The organism is Rhodococcus sp. no. 34, assembly GCF_054589475.1.
Genome location: NZ_BAAILK010000019.1, coordinates 1 through 20,183 on the forward strand (window position 1 = coordinate 1; position 20,183 = coordinate 20,183).

Annotated in this window: 20 protein-coding genes; 1 reads left to right on the forward strand and 19 read right to left on the reverse strand. The window is 62.8% G+C overall.

The window, feature by feature from the left end; genetic code table 11:
* Positions 1 to 433: 433 nt before the first annotated feature.
* Entirely contained in the window at positions 434 to 1,693 is a 1,260-nt protein-coding gene (gene murA / locus ACYP01_RS04695) for a UDP-N-acetylglucosamine 1-carboxyvinyltransferase (RefSeq protein ID WP_003941314.1), read from the reverse strand.
* A gap of 54 nt (positions 1,694 to 1,747) precedes the next feature.
* Between murA and ACYP01_RS04700 the strand changes: the two genes are divergently transcribed.
* On the forward strand, positions 1,748 to 2,320 hold the full coding sequence (locus ACYP01_RS04700) for a cob(I)yrinic acid a,c-diamide adenosyltransferase (protein WP_003941362.1): 573 nt from the start codon (positions 1,748 to 1,750) through the stop codon (positions 2,318 to 2,320).
* Between the two features lie 10 nt (positions 2,321 to 2,330).
* Here the strand turns inward: ACYP01_RS04700 and ACYP01_RS04705 are convergent, their stop codons facing one another.
* From ACYP01_RS04705 to thrB, 18 genes are all read right to left on the reverse strand, one after another.
* Positions 2,331 to 2,753 (reverse strand): DUF2550 domain-containing protein, encoded by a 423-nt coding sequence (locus ACYP01_RS04705; RefSeq protein ID WP_029255703.1) that lies wholly within the window; start codon positions 2,751 to 2,753, stop codon positions 2,331 to 2,333.
* Positions 2,754 to 2,802: 49 nt separating this feature from the next.
* The gene (locus ACYP01_RS04710) at positions 2,803 to 3,171 is read right to left on the reverse strand and encodes a F0F1 ATP synthase subunit epsilon (protein WP_003941287.1); all 369 of its coding nucleotides are present in this window, start codon (positions 3,169 to 3,171) and stop codon (positions 2,803 to 2,805) included.
* 6 nt (positions 3,172 to 3,177) lie between these two features.
* Positions 3,178 to 4,629 (reverse strand): F0F1 ATP synthase subunit beta, encoded by a 1,452-nt coding sequence (gene atpD, locus ACYP01_RS04715; RefSeq protein ID WP_003941349.1) that lies wholly within the window; start codon positions 4,627 to 4,629, stop codon positions 3,178 to 3,180.
* Between the two features lie 3 nt (positions 4,630 to 4,632).
* Entirely contained in the window at positions 4,633 to 5,616 is a 984-nt protein-coding gene (locus ACYP01_RS04720) for a F0F1 ATP synthase subunit gamma (RefSeq protein ID WP_003941320.1), read from the reverse strand.
* Between the two features lie 48 nt (positions 5,617 to 5,664).
* Positions 5,665 to 7,308, reverse strand: a complete 1,644-nt coding sequence (gene atpA / locus ACYP01_RS04725) for a F0F1 ATP synthase subunit alpha (RefSeq protein WP_007726218.1) — start codon at positions 7,306 to 7,308, stop codon at positions 5,665 to 5,667.
* Positions 7,309 to 7,370: 62 nt separating this feature from the next.
* Positions 7,371 to 8,195, reverse strand: coding sequence for a F0F1 ATP synthase subunit delta (locus ACYP01_RS04730; protein ID WP_003941304.1), 825 nt, complete (start codon positions 8,193 to 8,195; stop codon positions 7,371 to 7,373).
* A 5-nt stretch (positions 8,196 to 8,200) separates the two neighbouring features.
* Positions 8,201 to 8,761, reverse strand: coding sequence for a F0F1 ATP synthase subunit B (locus ACYP01_RS04735; protein WP_003941337.1), 561 nt, complete (start codon positions 8,759 to 8,761; stop codon positions 8,201 to 8,203).
* A gap of 7 nt (positions 8,762 to 8,768) precedes the next feature.
* The gene (locus tag ACYP01_RS04740; protein ID WP_003941327.1) at positions 8,769 to 9,011 is read right to left on the reverse strand and encodes an ATP synthase F0 subunit C; all 243 of its coding nucleotides are present in this window, start codon (positions 9,009 to 9,011) and stop codon (positions 8,769 to 8,771) included.
* Between the two features lie 83 nt (positions 9,012 to 9,094).
* On the reverse strand, positions 9,095 to 9,922 hold the full coding sequence (gene atpB / locus ACYP01_RS04745; protein WP_020970049.1) for a F0F1 ATP synthase subunit A: 828 nt from the start codon (positions 9,920 to 9,922) through the stop codon (positions 9,095 to 9,097).
* Positions 9,923 to 10,202: 280 nt separating this feature from the next.
* On the reverse strand, positions 10,203 to 10,673 hold the full coding sequence (locus ACYP01_RS04750) for a glycine zipper family protein (protein WP_019749175.1): 471 nt from the start codon (positions 10,671 to 10,673) through the stop codon (positions 10,203 to 10,205).
* A gap of 32 nt (positions 10,674 to 10,705) precedes the next feature.
* Positions 10,706 to 11,893, reverse strand: a complete 1,188-nt coding sequence (locus tag ACYP01_RS04755; RefSeq protein WP_459678803.1) for a glycosyltransferase family 4 protein — start codon at positions 11,891 to 11,893, stop codon at positions 10,706 to 10,708.
* Positions 11,890 to 13,215: a serine hydroxymethyltransferase gene (locus ACYP01_RS04760; RefSeq protein ID WP_459678804.1), complete on the reverse strand. Its 1,326-nt coding sequence runs from the start codon at positions 13,213 to 13,215 to the stop codon at positions 11,890 to 11,892. The genes ACYP01_RS04755 and ACYP01_RS04760 overlap by 4 nt, the downstream gene beginning before the upstream one ends.
* A 2-nt stretch (positions 13,216 to 13,217) precedes the next feature.
* Positions 13,218 to 13,880, reverse strand: coding sequence for an L-threonylcarbamoyladenylate synthase (locus ACYP01_RS04765; protein ID WP_003941345.1), 663 nt, complete (start codon positions 13,878 to 13,880; stop codon positions 13,218 to 13,220).
* Entirely contained in the window at positions 13,877 to 14,809 is a 933-nt protein-coding gene (gene prmC, locus ACYP01_RS04770; RefSeq protein WP_030537333.1) for a peptide chain release factor N(5)-glutamine methyltransferase, read from the reverse strand. The genes ACYP01_RS04765 and prmC overlap by 4 nt, the downstream gene beginning before the upstream one ends.
* A 77-nt stretch (positions 14,810 to 14,886) precedes the next feature.
* Positions 14,887 to 15,966 carry a peptide chain release factor 1 gene (gene prfA / locus ACYP01_RS04775; protein ID WP_003941341.1) on the reverse strand — a complete coding sequence of 360 codons (1,080 nt, stop codon included), beginning with the start codon at positions 15,964 to 15,966 and terminating at the stop codon, positions 14,887 to 14,889.
* Between the two features lie 146 nt (positions 15,967 to 16,112).
* On the reverse strand, positions 16,113 to 16,349 hold the full coding sequence (rpmE, locus tag ACYP01_RS04780; protein ID WP_003941310.1) for a 50S ribosomal protein L31: 237 nt from the start codon (positions 16,347 to 16,349) through the stop codon (positions 16,113 to 16,115).
* A gap of 226 nt (positions 16,350 to 16,575) precedes the next feature.
* Positions 16,576 to 18,705 carry a transcription termination factor Rho gene (rho, locus tag ACYP01_RS04785; protein WP_322002106.1) on the reverse strand — a complete coding sequence of 710 codons (2,130 nt, stop codon included), beginning with the start codon at positions 18,703 to 18,705 and terminating at the stop codon, positions 16,576 to 16,578.
* 503 nt (positions 18,706 to 19,208) lie between these two features.
* Entirely contained in the window at positions 19,209 to 20,153 is a 945-nt protein-coding gene (gene thrB / locus ACYP01_RS04790; RefSeq protein WP_007726194.1) for a homoserine kinase, read from the reverse strand.
* Between the last annotated feature and the right edge of the window lie 30 nt (positions 20,154 to 20,183).

Sequence of the window (20,183 nt, forward strand, 5' to 3'; positions counted from 1 at the left end):
CGCGGATGCGAAGTACCAAAAAATATTTGGCACTGACATTCATCGACACACTGTTGAGTTCTCAAAGAACACGCACACACCATCACCACGACCCGATGGCCGCCGCTCCGGGGCAACTTTTCCAGCCTATCCCATCATGATCATCGGCGCAAACCGCTAAGCATTCGGGGAAGAACTGGAGGTGAAGCACAACCATACACGATGGAAACTACTTCGAAATTTGGTCAGGCACTTCGTACAACCTCGTGTCACTCACCCTCGCAGGTGGGAGTCGGTGTCCGTGTCGCTCTGACTTGGAATAAGTTACGCGAACCTTCAATCAATTCACAAATCGCCTGGTCACTACACCGAACTCACCGACTAAGGCCAGGTCAGATCGTTGAGCCTTTCCACCAACTGCGAATAGACCCGAGTGTGACGCCGAGCACCGAAGCTATTCGGAGCCCACCCGCTCGATCACTCCCCCGAGTCCACGGAGATTCTCGACGAATCGCGGGTACCCACGGTCGATGTGGAAGATGTCGTGAACTTCGGTGGTTCCGTCCGCAACCAACCCCGCAAGCACGAGCCCGGCGCCAGCCCGAATGTCCGAAGACCACACCGGCGCACTCGACAACACTGGAACTCCGCGGATCACCGCATGGTGACCGTCAGTTCGGGCGTCGGCGCCGAGTCGGATCATTTCCTCGACAAATCGGAAGCGCGATTCGAACACGTTCTCGGTGATCATCGACGTGCCTTCGGCAACCGCAGCCAAACCGATTGCCATCGGCTGCAGGTCGGTCGGGAATCCGGGGTACGGCAATGTTGCGAAATTGACCGCTTTAGGCCGTTCACGCTGAATGACGCGGAAACCGTCAACCTCGGGAGTCACCTCCGCGCCGGCCGTCCGAAGCTTGTCGAGGACCAGTCCGAGATGCTTGTGGTTCACCCCGCGAACGCGGACGTCACCTCTGGTCATGGAGGCAGCGACACCCCATGTTGCGGCAACGATCCGGTCACCGATGACGCGGTGCGTAGTCGGTTCCAACTTGCGGACGCCTTGAATGGTGAGCGTCGAACTTCCGCCGCCAGATACCTTGGCGCCCATCTCGTTGAGCATGTTGCACAGATCCACGATCTCGGGCTCACGTGCAGCGTTGTCGATCACTGTCTCACCACGGGCGAGGACCGCTGCCATCAAGATGTTCTCGGTTGCACCCACAGACGGGAAGACCAGGCGGATGTTCGCTCCATGCAGGTCGTCTGCCTCGGCAACTACACATCCGTGTTCGATCTCGCTGCGCGCACCCAACAGGCGGAGCCCGGATTGGTGCATGTCGAGGGGCCTCGAACCGATGGCGTCACCGCCAGGCAAGGCAACAACAGCGCGTCGACAACGCGCGACCAGCGGACCGAGAACACACACTGACGCTCGGAACTGTTTCACCGCATCGAAGTCAGCGTGATACTTCGGCTCGGCCGGCGTCGTGATCCGCACTTCGGAATCTTCGAGTTCGACTTCGCAGCCCAGACCTCGCAGAACGTCCGCCATCAGCGGTACGTCGAGAATGTCCGGGCAGTTGGTCACGACAGTGGTGCCTTCGGCCAACAGCGCCGCGGCCATCAGCTTCAGCACACTGTTCTTGGCCCCTCCCACCAGTACTTCACCTTCGAGGCGGTTACCCCCGGTCACAAGAAAGTGCTCACTCACGGTTCACAGCCTAGAGCCACAACCTCGTCGGCACCGCGCCGGTACCGTAGCCCTATGTCTGTTCACCTGACGAAGATCTACACCCGGACCGGCGACGACGGGACCACGGGCCTCAGCGATTTTTCCCGCGTGTCCAAGAACGATCCGCGTCTGATCGCATACGCGGATTGCGACGAGACCAATGCAGCGATCGGTGTGGCCGTTGCCCTCGGCACTCCCCCGGAGAATCTCCTCGCAATGCTGCGCCAGATCCAGAACGACCTTTTCGACGCAGGGGCCGACTTGTCCACCCCCGTGGTCGAGAACCCGAAGTACCCGCCGCTACGAGTGACTCAGTCCTACATCGATCGACTCGAAGGGTGGTGCGATGAGCTCAATGAGCAACTGGCACCGTTGAATTCGTTCATTCTGCCGGGCGGAACCGCCTTGGGAGCCCTGCTTCACGTAGCAAGAACCGTCTCGCGGCGTGCGGAGCGTGCGGCTTGGTCCGCCATCGATGCGAACCCGGAGGACACGAGCGTGCTCCCCGCGAAATACCTCAACAGATTGTCGGATCTGCTCTTCATCATGGGAAGAGTGGCAAATCCTGAAGGCGATGTGCTCTGGAAGCCCGGCGCCGGAGCTTGAGCGGAACCGGTCAGGCGGTGCGTCGCCTACGGGCGCGCCCGTCCGGCCGCGATTCCACCCAGGACAGGAACGCTGTCAATGCTCCACTGTCCAAAGCGATTTCGTAGGCCGACGAGCCGTCGTTGACCTTGACCACGACGATGTCGTCGCTCATGATGTCGAATTCGGTACCCGAGGGAGAGCGACGGCTCTCGACCTCGATACCTTGACGATCAATCCTGGAGTCCGGGCCCGGCCGCAGACTCGACAGTTTGAAAAAGACAAAGGTGCTTTCGCCGTAGCGAATGATTCCGTGACGCCACCCGCTGTCCCCCGGGGATGGCAGAACACGAAGCAGTGCAGCGGTACCGCCGCGACGCAGAACCAGCAGACGATACAGAAAAGCCGCGACGAGAACCGCGAGCAGCACAACCAGAATGATCAACACAGTCATTCCGAATGTCACTGTTCGTCGGCTCCCGTCGCGGCTTTACTCGAGTAACTTACGCGCGCTCGACGGCCCGGAGCTGACCCTTGGCGACCGCAATCGCTTCGAGGTCGCCCGAGTTCTCGGCCAAGACAGCCTTGGCTGCCTCGACGTCGATGTCCTGTGCCATGTCCGCGGACTCGGCAAGGATCGTCACCGTCGTCGCAGTGACGGAGAGAAATCCTCCGTGTACCGCAGCAACGATACGCTCGCCGTCGACCGAGGTGATCGACACGGTTCCGCCCTCGATCAGCTGGCCGAGGACCGGCTCATGCCCAGGCATGATTCCGATTTCACCCTCGGTGGTCTGAGCGCTGACCAGCGTCGCCGAACCAGACCACAAGCGCTGCTCGACGGCAACGAGTTCTACGGTCATCTCAGCCATCGTGGACTACTTCCCGGCCATCTTCTTGGCTGCAGCCTCGACGTCGTCGAGTCCACCGCAGCTGTTGAATGCCTGCTCGGGCAGGTGATCGAACTCGCCCTTGCAGACGCGGTCGAAGGCTTCGATCGTGTCGCGGAGCGGCACGACGGAGCCGGGCTCACCGGTGAACTTCTCGGCAACGATGAAGTTCTGGCCGAGGAACTTCTGGATACGACGGGCGCGGCCGACGAGGACCTTGTCCTCTTCCTGAAGCTCGTCCATACCGAGGATGGCGATGATGTCCTGCAGTTCCTTGTACTTCTGCAGAATGCGCTTGACCTCGTTGGCAACGCGGAAGTGCTCGGCACCGACGATGCCGGGCTCCAGGATGCGGGAGGTCGAGCTCAGCGGATCCACAGCGGGGTAGATACCCATCTGCGAAATCGGGCGCGAAAGCTCGGTGGTGGCATCGAGGTGCGCGAAGGTCGTAGCCGGCGCGGGGTCGGTGTAGTCGTCGGCGGGCACGTAAATAGCCTGCAGCGAGGTGATCGAGCGACCACGGGTCGAGGTGATGCGCTCCTGGAGCTCACCCATCTCGTCCGCCAGCGTGGGCTGGTAGCCCACTGCCGAAGGCATACGGCCGAGGAGGGTGGAAACCTCGGAGCCTGCCTGCGTGAAGCGGAAGATGTTGTCGATGAACAGCAGAACGTCCTGGCCCTGGACGTCGCGGAAGTACTCCGCCATCGTCAGTGCGGACAGGGCGACGCGCATACGCGTTCCGGGCGGCTCGTCCATCTGGCCGAAGACAAGGGCGGTGTCCTGGAGGACGCCCATCTCTTCCATTTCCAGGTGGAGGTCGGTGCCCTCACGGGTACGCTCACCGACGCCTGCGAACACCGAGGTGCCCGAGAACTCGCGAGCGATACGCGTGATCATTTCCTGGATCAGAACGGTCTTGCCGACGCCGGCGCCACCGAACAGGCCGATCTTTCCACCCTTGACGTACGGGGTGAGGAGGTCGATGACCTTGATGCCGGTCTCGAGGATCTCGGTCTTACCTTCGAGCTGATCGAAGGCTGGTGGCTTGCGGTGGATTCCCCACTGCTCGCCGTCGCGGCCGAGGCCCGGGGTGTCGAGGCAATCGCCCAGTGCGTTGAACACGTGGCCCTTGACGACGTCACCGACGGGAACCGAGATCGGCTTGCCCGAGTCGGTCACTGCAGTGCCGCGGACGAGGCCGTCGGTGGGCTGCATGGAGACGGTGCGGACCAGGTTGTCACCGAGGTGCTGTGCAACCTCGAGCGTCAGCGTCTTGGCGACCGAGGGAAGCGTGATCTCGGCGTTCAGGGCGTTGAACAGTTCAGGAACAGCGCCACGCGGGAATTCAACGTCCACGACGGGACCGATGACCCGCACGACGCGGCCGGCTACGGCCGAAGCCGAACCTGCCCCGTTGTTTTCGGTTACTGCTGCGGTCATGTGCTAGTCACTTCCTGCGCTCGAGGCGAGCGCGTTGGCGCCGCCGACGATCTCGCTGATTTCCTGGGTGATCTGGGCCTGGCGAGCCTGGTTGGCCTGACGGCTCAACGTGTTCACCAGTTCGTTTGCGTTGTCCGTCGCGGCCTTCATGGCAGTACGACGGGCTGCCGACTCCGATGCCGCAGCATCGAGAAGCGACGAGAAGATACGAGTGCTGACGTACTTCGGGAGAAGAGCACCGAGAAGCTTCTCGGGCTCGGGCTCGAAGCTGAAGTCCGCGACGGGGCCATTGTCATGGTCGTCGTCGTGGCCGTTGGTCAGCATGTCGTCACCGAGTTCGATGCGCTCTTCCGACACGAAGACCTCGAGAGGGGCCATACGGCGAACCTCGGGAGTCTGCGTCAGCATCGACACGAAGCGGGTGTAGACGATATGGAGTTCGTCGACGCCCTCGATCGTGCCTTCACCGTTCGGAGCGGCAACCTGGTTACCCGAACCAGCCATGAACAGCTCCACCAGGTGGCGGCTGGCCTTCGCTGCATCCGAGTAACCCGGATCCTGCGAGAAGCCCGTCCACGCAGCACCGATGTCGCGGCCGCGGAACGTGTAGTAGCCGAGCCCCTTGGAACCGAGCACGTACACGACCGGCTCCTTGCCCTCGCTGCGGAGGAGAGCCATGAGCTCTTCTGCCTGCTTGAGGACGTTGGAGTTGTAGCCACCACACATGCCGCGGTCACTGGTGACAACCAGGACCGCTGCCCGCTTGGGCTCCGGACGCTCGTTGAGCAACGGGTGATCGAGCGAAGCAGACGCACTCGCCAATTCGGTGAGTACCTTCGTGATCTCCTCGGCATACGGCTTGGACGCGGCGACGCGAATCTGAGCCTTGGTGATACGCGAAGTCGCGATCAGTTCCTGTGCCTTGGTGATCTTCTTGGTCGAGTTGACCGACTTGATACGAGACCGCAATTCGAGAATGCTCGCCATCGATCAATCACTCTCCCTTCGGAATTCGCAGTGTCATGGGCGCGTACGTCACTTGCTGACGGTCTTGCGCTTGACGTTGATCTGCTCGTTCGCGACCTCGTCGGCGCCCAAAGCGTCAGCCTCGGCTTCGTTCACGACCCGGCTTCCGTCGGATGCGATGAAGCCTTCCTTGAACTTGTTCGTCGCGGCGATCAGCTCAGCAGCGTTGTCGGCATCAAGTGCCTTACCGCCGTTGATGCTGGAGTAGACGCCAGCAGCCGAGTGCTTGAGGTCTTCGAGCAGTTCCTTCTCGAAGCGACGGACGTCGCCGATCGGAACGCTGTCGAAGATGCCTTCGCCGGCCAGGTAGATCGAGACGATCTGGTCCTCGACGGGGATCGGGCTGTACTGATCCTGCTTGAGCAGCTCGACCAGACGGGCGCCGCGCTCGAGCTGAGCCTTGGAGGCAGCGTCGAGGTCGGAAGCGAAGGCGGAGAACGCTTCGAGCTCACGGAACTGAGCCAGTTCCAGACGCAGCGAACCGGAAACCTTCTTCATGCCCTTGGTCTGTGCAGCGCCACCGACGCGGGAGACCGAGATACCGACGTTGATCGCGGGGCGAACGCCCTTGTTGAACAGGTCGGACTCGAGGAACACCTGACCGTCGGTGATGGAGATGACGTTGGTCGGGATGTAAGCCGAGACGTCGTTCGCCTTGGTCTCGATGATCGGCAGAGCCGTCAGCGAGCCACCGCCGAGTGCGTCGGACAGCTTCGCCGAACGCTCCAGCAGACGGGAGTGCAAGTAGAAGACGTCACCGGGGTAAGCCTCGCGTCCCGGCGGGCGACGCAGCAGCAGCGAGATGGCGCGGTACGCCTCTGCCTGCTTGGTCAGGTCGTCGAACACGACCAGAACGTGCTTGCCCTGGTACATCCAGTGCTGGCCGATGGCCGAGCCGGTGTACGGTGCGAGCCACTTGAAGCCTGCGGAATCAGATGCCGGAGCAGCAACGATGGTGGTGTACTCCATCGCGCCCTTCTCCTCGAGGGCAGCCTTGACGCCCGCGATGGTGGAACCCTTCTGACCGATGGCAACGTAGATGCAGCGCACCTGCTTGTTGACATCGCCGGAATCCCAGTTGGCCTTCTGGTTCAGGATGGCGTCGATGCAGACCGCGGTCTTGCCGGTCTTGCGGTCGCCGATGATGAGCTGGCGCTGGCCGCGGCCGATCGGGGTCATGGCGTCGATAGCCTTGATACCGGTCTGGAGCGGCTCTTCGACCGGCTGGCGCTCGAGCACCGAAGCGGCCTGGAGCTCGAGTGCACGATTCTCGGTGCTCTCGATCTCGCCGAGGCCGTCGATGGGCGCACCCAGCGGGTCGATGACGCGGCCGAGGAAAGCATCGCCGACGGGAACCGACAGAACGTCGCCCGTGCGCTTTACTTCCTGGCCTTCTTGAATGTTCTGGTAATCGCCAAGGATGACGGCACCGATTTCGGTGGCATCCAGGTTGAGCGCGACGCCGACGATTCCACCGGGGAACTCCAACAGCTCGTTGGACATAGCCGAAGGCAGGCCAGAGACGTGCGCAATGCCGTCACTGGTGTCGGTCACTGTGCCGACCTCCTCACGGGAGGCCTCCGGGGAGTAGCTCGCGGTGTAGTTGTCGATCGCGCTACGGATCTCGTCGGAGGAGATCGTCAGCTCCGCCATGTTTTTCCTGCTCTCGGTGTCTGGTCTTCGAAAAGATCTGGAGTATGTGTTCGGCTGAAGGACTACTTGAGGTTCTTCCGCAGTGCTGCGAGTCGACCCGCTGCGCTGCCGTCGATAACCTCGTCGCCCACCCGGACGACCAAGCCGCTGAGGAGTTCTGGATCGACCTCGACGTGCACTGCTACCGGCTTCCCGTAGGTGCGGGTAAGAGTGCTGGCCAAGCGATCCGACTGCTCCGAGCTCAACGCCGAGGCGCTGCGAACGTGAGCAACGGTGGTATCGCGCTGCGCTGCGGCAAGATTCGACAGCTGATCGAAAGTGTCTGCGGGTGCAGACTTCAACCGGCCGACGGCCTGTCCGGCGAGTGCCTCGGTGACCGCAGTGACCTTGCCGTAGAGCAAGCGGGAGAGGAACTCACGCTTGCGGGCTGCGGGAACCGACAGATCCGAGAGCGTCTGCTCCAGGCTGGGATCCCCTGCCACGATGCGACCGAGACGGAAGAGCTCGTCCTCAACGGTGTCCAACTGGCTCTGATCGGCTGCGGCGCGGAGCAGAGCTTCGCGTCCGAGCAGTTCGAGCGAGTTGACCAAGTCGCGGGCCGCAGACCAGTCCTGGCCTGCAGCTGCCTTCACGGTGGCGAGCGCCTCGGCGCCGACCTTTCCGGAGAACAACTGCTCTGCCAAAGCCTGGCGACCAGCGGCCGGTGCCGAAGCGTCAGCCAGCGCGCTGCGAAGAGCGCGCTGGCCGTCGAGTACCTCGACCACCGAGAAGAGCTCGGACCCAGCCTGAGCAGAAGCAGCAGTTGCGGCTCCTGCAGAGACGGCGCCCAGGGCACTGCTCAGCGCAGAACGAGTCTGCGCCAAGGCTTCACGGCTCGCTGCGTACATGTTGCTCACTTCCTGGCTGAATCAGCGCTGACGGTGTCGAGCTCGTTGAGGAAACGATCAACCGTTCCGGCGCGCTTCACGTCGTCGGCGAGGGACTCCCCGATGACCTTCTCGGCCAGGTCTACAGCGGTCTTGCCGAGATCCGAGCGGAGCTCAGCGACAATCTGCTGACGCTGGGCGACGAGCTGGCTGTGGCCTGCGGCCACGATGCGGTCGCTCTCGTCCTGCGCCTGAACCTTCATGTCAGCGATGATCTGCTGACCCTGGGTACGCGCTTCCTCACGGATCTGCGCTGCCTCGGTACGAGCTTCGGCGAGCTGCGCGCGGTACTGCTCGAGCGCTGCTGCTGCCTCCGCCTGTGCGTCTTCGGCTTTCTTGATGCCGCCCTCGATCTGCTCGGTGCGTTCGGCCAAGACCTTCTGGAACTTCGGAAGAACGAGCTTCCAGAAGACGAAACCAACTACTACGAGCGCGACCGCGGACCACACGATGTCGTATGTCTCGGGGATGAGGGGATTGTGTTCAGTCGTCCCCTCCGCCGCGAGAATTGCGATGGTGGCTGCCATGTCGGTCTTAGAAGATGAAGCCGGCGACGAGGCCGATCAGCGCGAGGGCCTCGGTGAATGCAATACCGAGGAACATGGTGGTACGAACCTGGCCGGCCATCTCGGGCTGGCGGACCATGCCTTCGATTGCCTTGCCCACAACGATGCCCACGCCGATGCCGGGGCCGATTGCTGCGAGGCCGTAGCCGATGGCTCCGTAGCCGCGCGACTTGGTCTCGACAACTTCCTGAGCGAGGTAAGCGATGCTCATGGTGTTCCATTCCCTTTCTGTTGACCTCCGCCGGATTCGGCAAGAGGCTCAGTTCTTGGTGTAGCTGGTGAGGAGGTAAAAGGTCAGTGCTCGTCGGCGTGGAGCGCCAGATCGATGTACACCGCGGTCAGCAGCGCGAACACGTAAGCCTGCAGGAAGATGACCAGCAGCTCGAAGAACGTGAATGCGATACCGGCAATGATCGACGGAACACCGAAGATCGCCTGGAATCCGCCCGACACGAAGAAGAAGTAGTTCGTCGCGCTGAAGAACAGCACCAGCAGGATGTGGCCGGCCAACATGTTGGCCATGAGACGAACCATCAGCGTGAACGGGCGCAGGATGAAGGTCGAGATGAACTCGATGGGCACCAACAAGAAGTGCAGGGGCAGCGGGACGCCGGGAACGACGATGCTGCTCTTGACGTACTTGAAGAAGCCGTACTTCTTGATTCCGACGTAGTTGAACACGATGTAGGCGAGCGCCGCGAGTACCAGGGGCATACCGATTCGTGCGTTCGGCGAGATGTTCAGGAAAGGAATGATGCTGGCCAGGTTGCTGGCGACCACGATGAAGAAGATCGTCGTGATGACCGGCAGGAAGCGCTTGCCCTGTTCCTTGCCCAGGATCTCCTCGGCGATGTTGATACGAACGAAGTCGAGCGCAAGCTCAGCGGCGTTCTGCATCCCACGGGGAACCAATCGAGGGCTGCGCATCGCGATCACGAAGAAGGCTGCGACCAGCACCGACATCAGCAGACGAATCAGCATCAGACGGTCGAGCTCGAAGGGGCCCGCGTGAATCAACACGGAGGGCGGGAAAAAATCGTCTAGTGACGGCGCATGGAATTCATCCGCGGCCAGGGTGGTGACGCTCAGCGTTCTCTCCCGTAGTCGGTCCGCAGCCATCATTGACTGCGGTTCGATCGGACATTGACGATCTACAAGTCGACAAGTTCGACTCGCGCATTCGTCAGCAGCTGGAGAACCCTAGAGGGGCCTGGCGTCTGTCGGTGTCGGCGACTCTCGTCGACTCAGTGGTCAGAATTTCGACCACCTGCGAGCACATGGCATCGTCGGCTGAGTGTTACTCGGCCCACCATTGCTCTCGCTTGAACCGAACCTTATCAAGTCATCTACGACATTGTGTAGATGGGGTACCTGGAAGTCCGATTAGTTACCTCTTGTAGTACTACTCGTCGTCGTCGACGTTGCTGCTGGGAGTGGGATCGACGTACGGAGTTTTGGTTCCCAGGACGCCGTAAGTCTCCGCACCGAGCACCACGACCAGCGACATGATGATGACCAGGACGAGGGCAGTCTTGTTGTAGAAATCCATGTCCGAGAGGACAAAGAGAACCACCATCGCGAGAATCATCTTCAGCAGCCAGGTACCGAGCAGAACGGCACCGGCCGTGAGCGCAGGCAGCTTCGCTGTGAGCAGCACGCCCAACGCCGTGAACAAGATGAACCCGCCGCCGACGGCTGCGCCGATCAGAGCGCCGTAGACGCCTTCCTTACCGGCGAAGAGCCCGCCCAGGAGCGCGCCGACCACGGCCAGCGCGATCAGCCCCATCACACCCCACTTCACGGCCGACTTCATGGCGGCGGTCGAATCAGGGATGGGTTGCGAGGCAGGTACAGGCTGCGGCGTGTTCGTCACGATGCCCAAGGGTAATGGATCGGAAAACTTGGCTAGCGACGCTGCTGCTTGCGATCGATCAGCGAAGGCACCGCAGTGAAGAACAACGCAAGAACCAAACCGGCCGCGACGAGTACAACAACCAGCTGACGATTGAGCAGCGAGGATCCGACGGCACCGAACGCCAGGACGCTGACCCACAGGTAGATGACCAGCACAACTCGTCGGTGCGTGTGTCCGATCTGCAAGAGGCGATGATGCAGGTGCATCTTGTCCGGACTGAACGGACTGACGCCCGCTTTCGTCCGGCGGATCACGGCCAGGAGCATGTCCAGCATGGGGATGAACATCACAGCTCCGACCAGCAACAACGGCGCGAGAAGGCCGACGAGGTCGCGGGTTCCGTAGGCAGCGAGCGGAATACGACCGGACGCGCTGGTCGAGATCGCAGCCAGCATCAGACCGATCAACATCGACCCGGAATCGCCCATGAAAATGCGCGCTGGATTGAAGTTGTGCGGAAGAAAACCGAGACAAGCGCCTGCCAGCGCCGCAGCAATCATTGCCGGCGGATAGACGCTCGCGTCGCCGCCCTGATCGTGGAGCAGACCGATCGAGAAGATGAGGATCGCCAAGGCCGCGATGAGGCCCAAACCGGCGGCCAATCCGTCGAGACCGTCGACGAAGTTCATCGCGTTGATGGTCGCCACGGCGATAGCCACCGTGAACAGTCCCGATTGAATCTGATCGAGGATGATCGTGGACCCACCGTCACCACCGAACGGGTTGTAGATGATGAACCAACTGACGCCCATCACCACAAGAACTCCGGCAGCAGTCACCTGACCCACGAACTTGGTGAGAGCGTCGAGACCCCACCTGTCGTCGATCACGCCCACGAGGACGATGACGGCGCCCGCGACGAGCGCAGCGTGGACGTCCGGACTACCGAAGCCGAAACCTCTTGTGAGCGCGGGTAATTGCTGCGCGAACAGCAGACCGACAGCCATGCCGACATACATTCCGACGCCACCGAGGCGCGGAATCGGCTCGACGTGAACGTCCCGATCACGAGGAATCGCGACAGCGCCGAACCTCAGCGCCAACAACCGGACTGCGCCAGTGGCCAGGTAGGTCACCACCGCCGCTGTACACAGCACGAGCAAAAGTTCACGGATGGGAACACCCGCTCCCCCGCCGCCCTGTGCCAGATATGTGGTCGCCTCGTAGGAAGTGATCACTGCTCGAGATCACCCGTCTGGCGGGCATAGGCAGGCTTTGCCCGGACCAGTTCGCGAACGCCGTCGGCAACTGCTGCCAACTCGGCCTCTCCTGACGTGGTGGCGGGGTCCGCGACAACTGCGCGCGCGATCAACTCCCCCACCACGCTCATGTCGGAGCGGTTGAAACCCTGGGTCGTGACGGCCGCGGATCCGACGCGGATTCCGGACGTGACGGCGGGCGACTGCGGATCGAACGGAATCGCGTTCTTGTTGAGCGTGATCGAAGCCAGTCCGCACCTACGCTCGGCGTCGACGCCGGTGACACCGCTTGCGCGCAGGTCGAGAAGCGCCAGATGTGTGTCGGTTCCACCGGACACGGTGCGCAGACCGCGAGCTTCCAACGACAGCGCGAGTGCCGATGCGTTGGCAACCACTTCCTGTGCATACCAACGATATTCCGGCGTCGACGCTTCCTTGAAGGCAACCGCCTTCGCAGCGATCGCATGCATCATCGGGCCGCCTTGAATGAAGGGGAACACCGCGCGATCTACAGCAGAGGCATGCTCGCCGCGGCACAGGATCATTCCGCCGCGCGGGCCTCTGAGGACTTTGTGCGTCGTCGCGGAGACGACGTCGGCGTACGGAACGCACGAAGGTATCGCCCGGCCTGCCACGAGTCCGATGAAGTGGGCGGCGTCGACCCACAAGATCGCACCGACCTCGTCTGCGATCGAGCGGAAGGCTGCGAAGTCGATGGTGCGGGAGTACGCGGTCGCGCCGGCGACGATGATTTTCGGCTTGTGCGCCAGAGCCAGGGTGCGAACCTCGTCGTAGTCGATCAATTCGGTGGCCGAATCGACGTGATAGGGAACGGTGGTGAACCACTGCCCAGAAAAGCTGACGCGAGACCCGTGAGTCAGATGCCCACCGTGCGGCAGACTCATCGCCAATACGGTGTCGCCGGGCTTGGCGAATGCGGCGTACACCGCGAGATTCGCAGTGGCCCCCGAATGCGGTTGGACGTTGACGTGCTCGGCGCCGAACAGCGCCTTTGCCCGATCGATCGCCAGATTCTCGGCTATGTCGACGTACTCGCACCCGCCGTAGTAACGCCGACCCGGATAGCCCTCGGCGTACTTGTTGCTCAGGGTCGAACCCAAGGCAGCCAGTACCGAGGGGCTGGTGAAGTTCTCGCTCGCGATGAGTTGAAGTCCGTCGCGCTGACGCTCGAGTTCGGCCAGCGCAACAGCCGCGATCTCGGGGTCTGCCGTGGCAAGCTCACCGAAATCCGGTCCCCAATACGTGGATTCCCCCGCGCGCTCGCCGCCGGCGCCGACCATCGTTACGAAACTCCCTCTACGAGACTTTCCGGACTGGTGCCCAATACCTCGGCGATGGATTCTGCCGAGACGGCACCCACTCGCAAGATACGCGGTGAATTGCCGGTCAGGTCGACGATCGTGGAAGCAACGGCGTGTTCGGCCTTGCCCCCGTCGAGATACACGCTGGCAGATCCGCCGAGCTGATCTCGGGCTTCCTCGACGGTAGTGGCCGGCGGACGCCCCGAAATGTTGGCGCTCGAGACGGCAAGCGGTCCGACATCGCGCAACAATTCGAGGGCAACCGGGTGGAGGGGCATGCGGAGCATGACGGTTCCGCGGGTATCACCGAGGTCCCAGGCAAGCGAAGGCGCCTGCTCGACGACCAGGCTCAGTCCGCCGGGCCAGAATGCGCGGATCAGATCCCGTGCCTGCGGGCGCACGCTGTAGACGAGCCCGTCGATGGTGTTCCACGATCCGACCAGAACCGGGACGGGCATGTCTCGCCCGCGTCCCTTGGCGCGCAACAGACTCGTGACAGCTTCGCTGTCGAACGCGTCGGCGGCGAGTCCGTAAAGGGTGTCGGTAGGGAGAACTACGAGTCGGCCGGCCTTGAGCGCGTTCTTCGCGGCGGCCAAGCCTGCGGTTCGGGAATCTGTCTGACTGCAGTCGTACACGGTACTCACTCAGCCATCCTTTCACTCTGCGCTTCGGGCGTTCGATTCCGCTGTGCTTCGACGTCGGTGGCGACGCGTCTGGCGACGACGAATCGCGGACGACCGGCAAGATCTGGATGCTGCGCGACCTCGCCGAATACCCGGCGCGCCGAGAACAGCGCAGCGACGCCGTCCCCGTTGGTGTCGTCGTGCTCGATGCCTGCCGCGCCGCCGATTCGAAGCCACCGCGCGATGTTGCTGATCATGGGTTTGATGACGGACAGACCGTCGGTACCGCCGAACAGTGCGGTGTGTGGGTCGTAATCCATGACCTCAGGCTGCAATTGCGCGCCTTCGGGGATGTACGGCGGATTGGACACGACCAGATCGACGCCGCCCTCGAGCCCTGGCAACAGGTTCCGATCGGTGACATCACCCTGATGCAGATGGATCGGTGTATCACCGGCGGCCTCGCGGTCGGCAGCATTACGACGCGCCCACGCCAGGGCGGCGGGCTCCTTCTCCACGGCGTGAACGACGGCGTCCGGACGGGCCTCGGCGATGGACAGCGCGAGTACACCCGATCCCGTACACAGGTCCAGAACTACCGGCGGCTTGCTTCCGCAACCTTCGAGGAACGAGAGTGCCCAACCCATGAGCAGTTCGGTTTCCGGCCGCGGAATGAAGACACCCGGCCCGACAGCGACGTCGATGTTGCCCATCGACGCGACTCCGATGATGTGCTGCAACGGAATCCGCTTCACCCGTTGCGCAACCAACTCGTCGAACGCCGCGATGACCTCGGGATCGACCAACGGAATCAGCCCGAGACGCGTGCGTTCGACCCCGAGCAGGTGGGATGCCAACAACTCGGCGTCGGTGCGTGGGCTGGGCACACCTGCGGCGTCGAGCTGTTTTGCAGCTTCGATCAGCGCCAAACGAAGTGGAAGTCGACTCACGGGTACAGCCTGCCACGCTCGACCGACACGCGGTTCACCGAGTTCCCGGCGGGATGGAGGTCAGTCATGGTCTGCATCTACTCGGCCGCGAGACGCGCCTCTCGGTCCGCCTTGCCCAATGCATCGAGAAGTGCGTCGAGCTCACCGTCGAGCACCGCGTCGAGGTTGTGCGACTTGAATCCGATGCGGTGATCGGTGATGCGGTTCTCGGGGAAGTTGTAGGTGCGGATGCGCTCCGAACGGTCCACCGTCCGAACCTGACTCTGGCGACCTGCCGACGCTTCAGCGTCCGCGGCTTCCTCGGCGACTACCTGCAAACGGGCTGCAAGGACCTGCATGGCGCGCGCCTTGTTCTGGAGCTGCGAACGCTCGTTCTGGCAGGTGACGACGATGCCGGTCGGAAGGTGCGTGATTCGGACAGCAGAGTCGGTCGTGTTGACGCCCTGACCGCCCTTGCCGGACGAACGGTAGACGTCGATACGCAGGTCACTTTCGTCGATCTGGACCTGCTCGACCTCTTCGGGCTCCGGGTAGACCAGAACGCCGGCAGCCGAAGTGTGAACGCGTCCCTGGGATTCGGTGACAGGCACTCGTTGGACGCGGTGAACGCCGCCCTCGAACTTCAGCCGCGCCCACACTCCGTCCGGGGTGTCCGACTTGCTCTTGATCGACAGCGTGGCTTCCTTGTATCCGCCGAGATCGGAGACCGTCGCGTCGAGGATCTCGACGCGCCAGCCATGCCGTTCCGCGTAGCGGACGTACATGCGGGCCAGGTCCGAGGCGAAGAGCGCGGATTCTTCGCCGCCCTCACCGGACTTCACTTCGAGGACGATGTCGTCGCCGTCATGCGGATCACGCGGCGCCAACTGATCGGTGAGCGTCTGCTCGAGCTGCGCGACCTCGGCTTCGAGATCGGGGATCTCGGCGGCGAAGCTGGAATCGTCGGCGGCTAGTTCGCGCGCGGCTTCCAGATCGTCCTGCGCAGCGGTGAGCTTGTTGTACGTCGACATGATCGGCGAGAGCTCGGAGAACCGCTTACCGACGCGCCTGGCAGCGGCAGGGTCGTTGTGCAGCGCCGGATCGGACATCTGTGCTTCGAGACCGGCGTGCTCCGCCAAGATGTCGTCGATGGCCGAGGGCTGGGTTGCGCCTGCCATGGTTCGCTCCGCTCTGAGTTTCGATTCCTACGGTGCGCGCTTGAAGGTATTTCGACGCCGGGACCCGGGAAACGCGCAAACCGAGTGCAGGCACAAAAAAGCCGACGCCCGATCTGCGTATGGCAGATCGGGCGTCGGCGGAACAGCTAGGACTCGGTGGCCGGGACCTTGCTGTCTGCGCGCTTGCCGTAGCGAGCCTCGAAGCGAGCGACGCGTCCACCGGTGTCGAGAATCTTCTGCTTGCCCGTGTAGAACGGGTGGCACTGCGAGCACACCTCGACGTTGATGCGTCCGGACTCCTTGGTGCTGTGGGTCTCGAACGTGTTACCGCAACCGCAGACGACGGTGGTCGCTACGTAGGTTGGGTGGATTCCTGCCTTCATGGTGTCCCTTTCAATGGTCGCCGGGTCGACGTCGCCAATCGACATCGTGAACCGGAACCGGACTCGGCCGTTCAGTATGCCAGATGCGGTACCTCACCGGATAATCCGCGTCTCGCACGCCTCGGGGTGGCTGTACGAAGTTGTCAACGCACTGTCGCTCGGTTTTGTTCCGCCCACGCAAAAGGCCCACAACCAGCTGGTTGTGGGCCTTTTGACGTCGAATCGATCAGTCGTCGATCGCACCCGGTGCGGTCTTGGAGACCTGCATCAGGAACTCGAGGTTGTTCTTGCTCTTCTTCAGTCGATCGATCAGCAGATCGATGGCCTGATGCGAGTCCAGACCGGACAGGACGCGACGGAGCTTGTGCAGCACCGCAGCTTCGTCCGGGCTCAGGAGCAACTCGTCCTTACGCGTGCTGGACGGGTTGACGTCCACGGCCGGGAACACACGGCGTTCGGCGATCTTGCGATCGAGCTTGAGCTCGGCGTTGCCGGTGCCCTTGAACTCTTCGAAGATCACAGTGTCGCCGGTGGATCCGGTCTCGACCATTGCGGTAGCGATGATGGTGAGCGATCCACCGTTCTCGATGTTGCGGGCAGCACCGAGGAAACGCTTCGGCGGGTAGAGCGCCGTCGAGTCGACACCACCGGAGAGGATGCGTCCCGACGCCGGCGAGGAGTTGTTGTACGCACGACCCAGACGCGTGATGGAGTCGAGCAGTACGACGACGTCCTTACCCATCTCGACCAGGCGCTTCGCACGCTCGATTGCCAGCTCGGCAACTGCGGTGTGATCTCCCGGCGGGCGGTCGAAGGTGGAGGAAATGACCTCACCCTTCACGCTGCGCTGCATGTCGGTCACTTCCTCGGGACGCTCGTCCACGAGGATGACCATCAGGTAGCACTCAGGATTGTTGGTGGCGACGGCATTCGCGATCGCCTGCAACACGCTGGTCTTACCGGCCTTGGGCGGGCTCACGATGAGGGCGCGCTGGCCCTTACCGATGGGCATCACCAGGTCGATGACACGCGTGGTGAGAATGTGCTGCTCGGTCTCGAGGCGAAGACGCTGGTTCGGGTACAGCGGCGTGAGCTTGTTGAACTCGGGGCGCTTCTTCGCGGCCTCGACGTCGCCGCCGTTGACCGTGTCGATACGGACCAGCGGGTTGAACTTCTGACGCTGGCTGCCCTGCTCACCGTCACGCGAGACGCGGACGGCACCGGTGATGGCGTCGCCACGGCGAAGGCCGTTCTTGCGGATCAGGTTCATGGAGACGTAGACGTCGTTGGGACCGGCGAGGTACCCGGACGTACGCACGAAGGCGTAATTGTCGAGGACGTCGAGGATGCCGGCGACCGGCTGCAGGACGTCGTCCTCACGAATCTCGGTCTCGCGTGAATCGTTGGGTGCGCCACCCTCACCGCGATCGCGACCACGGCCACGGCGCTCGCGGAAACGGCGTCCGCGGCGTCCGCGTCCACCCTCTTCGTCGTCGTCCGGTCCGTTGTTGCGGTTGTCCGTACGCGGACCGGCGTTGTTCTGGCCGGCGTTGTTCTGATTGCCGCGATCCTGGCGATCCTGGCGATCCTGGTTACCCCGGTTGCCCTGGTTGTCCCGCTGGCCCTGGTTGTCGCGCTGGCCCTGATTGTCGCGGTTGCGCTCGCGGCGGGGACGCTCGTTGCCCTGCTCGGCGGGAGCCTGATCAGCGTCGGACTTGCCCTCGGTGCGCGCAGGACGCTCGGCCGGAGCCTCGGCCTTGGCGGTCTCGGCGACCTTCGAAGAATCGGCGACCTTCGCGGTGTCCGCGTCGGACTTCGCCGAAGGAGCTTCCTGCTCGATGCTCAGTTCACCCTGGTCGGGTGAACCTGCACGACGAGCGGCGCCACGACGCTGACGTCCGCGACGGGGTGCGCTCTGATCGGAATCCTCGGTGGATTCGGTACGCGCAGGCGCGGCCTCGGCAGGAGCCGATTCGGCTGCCGGAGCTGTTTCGGCTGCGGGGGTTTCGGTGCGTGCAGCGCGAGTGCTCTTGGCACGAGTGCGCGCAACGGGTGCGTCGTCGAGAGTGAGTTCACTCTGTGCGGGTGCAGCCTTTGCGCTGCCGCCCTGGCGCTCCTTGATGGCTGCGATCAGGTCACCCTTGCGCATGCCGGAAGTGCCTTTGATGCCCAGTTCACCCGCAAGAGTGCGGAGTTCGGTGAGCACCATGCCGGAGAGTCCGGCACCACGGCGCGTTTCGGCACGCTTCGTGGAGGTCGCCACCGCACCGTTCGATGCTGAAGATGACGCCTGAGAATTGTCGCCTGATTCCGACCCGGCGGGTGCAGAAGTGGCGATGAGGTCCGTATCGGTCACGGAGGTCCTTTCCTTCCCTCACTCGCACTGCGCAAAGTCGAGGGTTCGTCCCGCAGTTCGATTGAATACCGAACTCGGTGGTGCCGTACGTGGTTGCTGTCCAGAACTGCCGGCTTGTCCGCCGTCACATGATTGTCGGAAACTCTCGCCTCAAACTTTTCATGCGCTCGCAAACCTGCCCAACGCGCCTTCGTCGACGATTCACTCCCCCGTGTGTTGAACCCCAGAGTGATGGAACCTCTGAGTGTTCGATCCGCGGAGGATTCAAACCTTCGGAGAAGGTACAAGCGTGAGGATCATGCCTGCGAGAATCATGCCAAGGACTGTGGACCCCGATTGGGAAGGAGTTTTGCCCCCTGGTGATGCACCGGCGACTGACGCGCACGATGTACGGACATAGCCCAGGATAGCGCCCAAACCTGAGTCCGGCAAGAATTTGGACGACTGGGTGTGTCAGTTCACTACCGATCGGTAGTGGGCGATCACCAGGACCAAGGCAGGGATCAGACCGTCGTCGTGGATACTTCGACGCCGTCGGCGATGTCCAATTCGAGCACACGTAGTCCGTCTGCCCGCGCCGCTTCCGCGAGTTCGACGGGGAAAGGTTCTGTGCTGAGCGCCAACACGGTGGGGCCGGCTCCCGAAACGGTCGCAGCAATACCCGCCTCGCGCAGGATCCCGATCCATCGCGTCGTGAGCGGAAGCGCGGGTGCGCGCTGTGCCTGATGCAGGCGATCCTCGGTGGCCGCCATCAACAGATCGGGCCGAGCAGTGAGCGCAACGACGGCGAGCGCGCTGCGGCTCGCGTTGAACGAGGCATCCTGGTGCGGAACCAATTCGGGCAGGAGCCCGCGAGTGTGTGCGGTGGACGACCGCTCCTCGGGAACCAGTGCCACAGCACGGATGTCGGGATGGACGTCGAGTTTGGCCGCGGAGTAGATCGGCTCGTCGCCTTCGACGGCCGGTGGGCAACTCCACGAGACGACTGCGCCACCGAGAACACTGGCAGACGCGTTGTCCGGGTGACCTTCGAACTCGGACGAGAGTTGAACCAACTGCTCTTCCGTCAAGCCGATCTCGGCATCGAGAGCGCGCGCCAGACCGTTGGCTGCTGCCAATCCACCGACAGCCGCGGAAGCCGAGGATCCCAACCCGCGCGAATGTGGAATCGCGTTGCGGCACAACACGTCCAGGCCACTGGCCCACACTCCGGCCGCCTCGAGACCACGCTCGATGGCGCGGACCACGAGATGCGAAGGACCCCAGGGCACGTCGGCAGCGCCTTCACCTTCGACGCGAATCTGAAGGCCTGAATCCGTTGTGGTGACCACGATTTCGTCGTACAACCCCAACGCCAGACCGAGGGTGTCGAACCCCGGCCCCAAGTTCGCACTCGACGCCGGGACGCGAGCAGTCACCGAAAGGCCGATAGGCAGGGTTATAGTCATGTCAGACACCGGATTCCGCGGAGTGGTCGA